Source organism: Streptomyces sp. GC420 (assembly GCF_009916105.1).
In the GTDB taxonomy this organism is placed as follows: Bacteria; Actinomycetota; Actinomycetes; order Streptomycetales; family Streptomycetaceae; genus Streptomyces.
In genome coordinates, this window is record NZ_JAAAXQ010000521.1 from 1 (window position 1) to 4,312 (window position 4,312).

Genomic DNA, 4,312 nt, shown 5'->3' on the forward strand with positions numbered 1-4,312 from the left:
CCTCTGACAACGGGGTGGGAACGTCGAACACGTGACGCACAACGCATTGGTGACAGGCCGTCGGCGCCGCCCCGGCCGCCCCCGGGCGAACGGCGGCGGGCACGCCGCCCGCAGGTGCCGTGCCCGCCGCCGCTGTCGCCGTCGCCGTCCTCCGCGCCCGGGGCCCGGCCTCAGACCCAGGTGTCCAGCCACATCCGGTCGCGCCACTCGTCCATCGGCAGCGGCAGCCCGGTGTAGATCGGGTAGAAGTACACGAAGTTCCAGAAGATCAGCAGCACCAGCACGCCCGCCCCCACGGCTCCCAGTGCCCGGCGGCGCTCCGTGGAGCCCGGTGGGCCCAGGATCGAGCCGATCATCATGGCCACCGCCAGGCACAGGAACGGTACGAAGACGACGGCGTAGAAGAGGAAGATCGTCCGCTCCTGGTACTTGAACCAGGGCAGGTACACCGCCGCGATCCCGCACAGGATCGCAGCCGCCCGCCAGTCCCGCCGGAAGGCCCAGCGCCACACCAGGAACACGATCGCGAAGCACGCGGCCCACCACAGCAGCGGGGTGCCCAGGGCCAGCACCTCACGGGCGCACTTGCCGGTCTCCGACGCGGGGCAGCCGTCCGTGCCCGGCTCGGGGGACTCGTAGAAGTACGAGACGGGCCGGCCCAGGACGATCCAGCTCCACGGGTTGGACTCGTAGGTGTGACCCGAGGTCAGGTTGACGTGGAAGCTGTAGACCTCGGACTCGTAGTGCCACAGGCTGCGCACCCAGTCCGGCAGCCAGGTGAAGCTGCCGCCCTTGCCGTCGGTGGTGGCCCAGTTGCGGAAGTAGCCGTCCTTGGTGACGATCCAGCCGGTCCACGACGCGACGTACGTCACGAACGCCACCGGCACGGTCGAGACGAACGCGGGCAGCGCGTCGCGCTTCAGCACCGACAGGTACGGGTTCCCGGCGCCCGCGGTCCGCCGCGCGCCCACGTCCCACAGCACCGTCAGCAGCCCGAAGAAGACCAGCACCACCGCGCCGTTCCACTTCGTGGCGAAGGCCAGCCCCAGGCACAGCCCGGCCAGCAGCCGCCACGGCCGCAGGCCCAGCCGCAGCCCGTCCGCGACCGTCTCGTCGGGGCGCAGCCGCCCGTCCGCGGGATCCACGGGCAGCGCGGCGGCGAGCCGCGCCCGCGCCCGGTCCCGGTCGATCAGCAGCGCGCCGAACGCGGCGAGCACGAAGAACATCAGCACCTGGTCGAGCAGCGCGGTGCGGCTCATCACGAAGTGCAGCCCGTCCACGGCGAGCAGCGCCCCCGCCAGGCAGCCCAGGAACGTCGAGCGGAACAGCCGGCGGCCGATGCGGCACAGCATCAGCACCGACAGCGTGCCGAGCACGGCGACCATGAACCGCCAGCCGAACGGGTCGAGGCCGAACATCCACTCGCCGACGCCGATCACCCATTTGCCGACCGGCGGGTGCACGACGTACGACGGGTCGGACCCGAGCGGGATCCGCTGCGGATCGTCGAGGATCGCGTCGTTGGCGTTCTTCGGCCACGTCCCCTCGTAGCCCTGCTGGACGAGGGCCCAGGCGTCCTTCGCGTAGTACGTCTCGTCGAATATCACGTCCCGCGGGCTGCCGAGGTTCCAGAACCGCAGCACGCCGGCGACCAGCGTGATCAGCAGCGGCCCGCCCCACGCCGACCAGCGCAGCAGCCGCTGCGCCATGTGCGGGGGAACACCCAGGGCGGACCAGGGGCGCGTGTCGTGCTTCGGGTACGGCGGCACCAGCTGCTCGCGCAGGCCCACGGCGGCGCCCGGCCGCCGGACATACCCGAACCGGCGCAGTACGCGCAGTCGCTCGGGCAGCGGCTCGCCGGCGTCCGTGCCCGGCGGGTCCGCGGTGTGGGGCGGCTGCTCCGGGGCCGTGCCCCGCGAAGACGTGGTACTCGTCACCGCGCCATCGTATGGAACCCGCCTGTGACAGTCGCGTCCCCGGGCCGACACCGCCCCCGGGAAGGGCTGGGCGCGGGACTGGGAGGATGGGGGCGTGACTGGAACGCTCGTACTCGCAGGGACCCCCATCGGTGACATGGCGGACGCGCCGCCGCGTCTCGCCGAGGAGCTGGCCGGGGCCGATGTCGTCGCCGCCGAGGACACCCGGCGGCTGCGGCGGCTCACGCAGGCGCTCGGGGTGCGGACGAGCGGCAGGGTCGTGTCGTACTTCGAGGGCAACGAGTCGGCGCGTACGCCGGAACTGGTGGAGGCGCTCCAGAACGGCGCCCGGGTCCTGCTGGTGACGGACGCCGGGATGCCCTCCGTCTCCGACCCCGGCTACCGGCTCGTCGCGGCGGCCGTGGAGAGGGACATCCGGGTCACCGCCGTGCCAGGGCCGTCCGCGGTGCTGACCGCCCTCGCGCTGTCCGGGCTGCCCGTGGACCGGTTCTGCTTCGAGGGCTTCCTGCCCCGCAAGGCGGGCGAGCGGCTGGGCAGACTGCGCGAGGCCGCGGATGAGCGCCGCACCCTCGTCTACTTCGAGGCGCCGCACCGCCTCGACGACACCCTCGCGGCCATGGCCGAGGTCTTCGGCGGGGACCGCAGGGCCGCCGTCTGCCGGGAGCTCACCAAGACGTACGAGGAGGTGAGGCGGGGGCCGCTCGCCGAGCTCGCCGCCTGGGCGGCGGAGGGCGTACGCGGGGAGATCACCGTCGTCGTCGAGGGCGCGCCCGAGGCGGAGCAGGGGGCGACGGACCCGGCCGAGCTGGTACGGAGGGTGCGGGTGCGCGAGGAGGCGGGGGAGCGGCGCAAGGAGGCGATCGCCGCCGTGGCCGCCGAGGCCGGGCTTCCCAAGCGGGAGGTCTTCGATGCGGTGGTGGCGGCAAAGAACGCGGCGCGTTGAAGCTCACCGGCAGGTAAAGACGCCCCCGGAAGGGCAAAGCCGGGGCCGGACCCGGGACCGTCCTCGGCGCCCGCGCCCGGTGTCCGCTCCGGTTCCCCGCCCCTGGCGTCCGGCGCCCCTGGAGATCCTACGGGGGCCGTTCGCGGGGCCTCGTAGGATCGCCGTATGAGCCCGAAGGACCCCAAGGACCCCAAGGACCCCGGTCACCCCAAGAACGCCGCGCCTCCGCTGCCCGAGCCGCTGCGGGTCGCGGTCGCCGATTCGCACACCCACCTGGACATGCAGCAGGGCACGGTTGAGGAGGCGATCGCCAAGGCCGCCTCGGTCGGGGTGACGACCCTGGTCCAGGTGGGCTGCGACATCAGGGGCTCACGCTGGGCGGCCGAGACGGCCGCCGCGCACCCCGCCGTGCACGCCACCGTCGCGCTCCACCCGAACGAGGCGCCCCGCATCGTCCTCGGGGATCCCGACGGCTGGTCCCGGCAGGGGGCGCGCACGCCCGGAGGCGAGGAGGCGCTCGACGAGGCGCTCGCCGAGATCGACGGGCTCGCCGCGCTGCCGCAGGTCCTCGGGGTCGGCGAGACCGGCCTGGACCGCTTCCGCACGGGGCCGGACGGCATGGCCGCGCAGGAGCGTTCCTTCCGCGCGCACATCGAGATCGCCAAGCGGCACCACAAGGCGCTCGTCATCCACGACCGCGACGCGCACGAGGACGTGCTGCGTGTCCTCCGTGAGGAGGGCGCCCCGGACCGCACCGTGTTCCACTGCTACTCCGGCGACGCCGAGATGGCGAAGATCTGCGCCGAGCAGGGCTGGTACATGTCCTTCGCCGGCAACGTCACCTTCAAGAACGCCCAGCCGCTGCGCGACGCGCTCGCCGTCGCCCCCCTCGACCTGGTCCTCGTCGAGACCGACGCGCCGTTCCTCACGCCCGCTCCGTACCGCGGACGGCCCAACGCGCCGTATCTCATTCCCATCACACTGCGTGCCATGGCGGAGGTGAAGGGCGTTCACGAGGACGTGCTGGCGGAGGCCGTTTCCGGCAACACGGCAAGGGCGTTCGGCTACCGCTAGGCGCGCCGGAGCACGCCGCGCACCTCCGGGCTCGGTCACACATCGTCACTCTGCCGCTTTGGAGAGTGACGGACCCTCCGCTAGTGTCCCGGCCCGCAGCGTCAAGCCAAGGGCCGGACCTCTGGAGCGTCGTTGAGCAATCCGCAGCCGTACGGGCACGGGCACCACGGGCACGGGTACGCGTACGGGGACGGGCACGGGGACGGGCACGGGCACCACGGGTACGCGTACGGGGACGGGCACGGGTACGCGTACGCGTACGGGGACGTGCACGGGTACGCGTACGCGTCGGCGGGGGCGTACGGGCCGGTGCAGCCGGGGACGGCGACCGTCCCGGGATACGCCCACCGCCCGGTAC

The 4,312-nt window shown here is 73.2% G+C and carries 4 protein-coding genes; 3 read left to right on the forward strand and 1 reads right to left on the reverse strand.

Going from position 1 to position 4,312, the window contains the following annotated elements; all coding sequences use genetic code 11:
• Positions 1–170: 170 nt before the first annotated feature.
• Positions 171–1,937, reverse strand: a complete 1,767-nt coding sequence (locus GUY61_RS35310; protein WP_313897008.1) for a phospholipid carrier-dependent glycosyltransferase — start codon at positions 1,935–1,937, stop codon at positions 171–173.
• A 94-nt stretch (positions 1,938–2,031) separates the two neighbouring features.
• Here GUY61_RS35310 and rsmI point away from each other — a divergent pair, with 94 nt between their 5' ends.
• The 3 genes from rsmI to GUY61_RS35325 form a co-directional block, all read left to right on the forward strand.
• Complete coding sequence (rsmI, locus tag GUY61_RS35315; RefSeq protein WP_166634405.1) at positions 2,032–2,880, forward strand: 16S rRNA (cytidine(1402)-2'-O)-methyltransferase; 849 nt, start codon at positions 2,032–2,034, stop codon at positions 2,878–2,880.
• A gap of 165 nt (positions 2,881–3,045) precedes the next feature.
• Positions 3,046–3,954, forward strand: coding sequence for a TatD family hydrolase (locus tag GUY61_RS35320; protein WP_166634406.1), 909 nt, complete (start codon positions 3,046–3,048; stop codon positions 3,952–3,954).
• Between the two features lie 132 nt (positions 3,955–4,086).
• Positions 4,087–4,312: hypothetical protein (locus GUY61_RS35325; protein ID WP_208106848.1), on the forward strand; the 226-nt coding region annotated here is incomplete at its 3' end.

Bases quoted from the DNA above. Each gene is read 5' to 3' on its own strand.
- GUY61_RS35320 (WP_166634406.1), top strand. From the start codon at position 3,046: ATGAGCCCGAAGGACCCCAAGGACCCCAAGGACCCCGGTCACCCCAAG.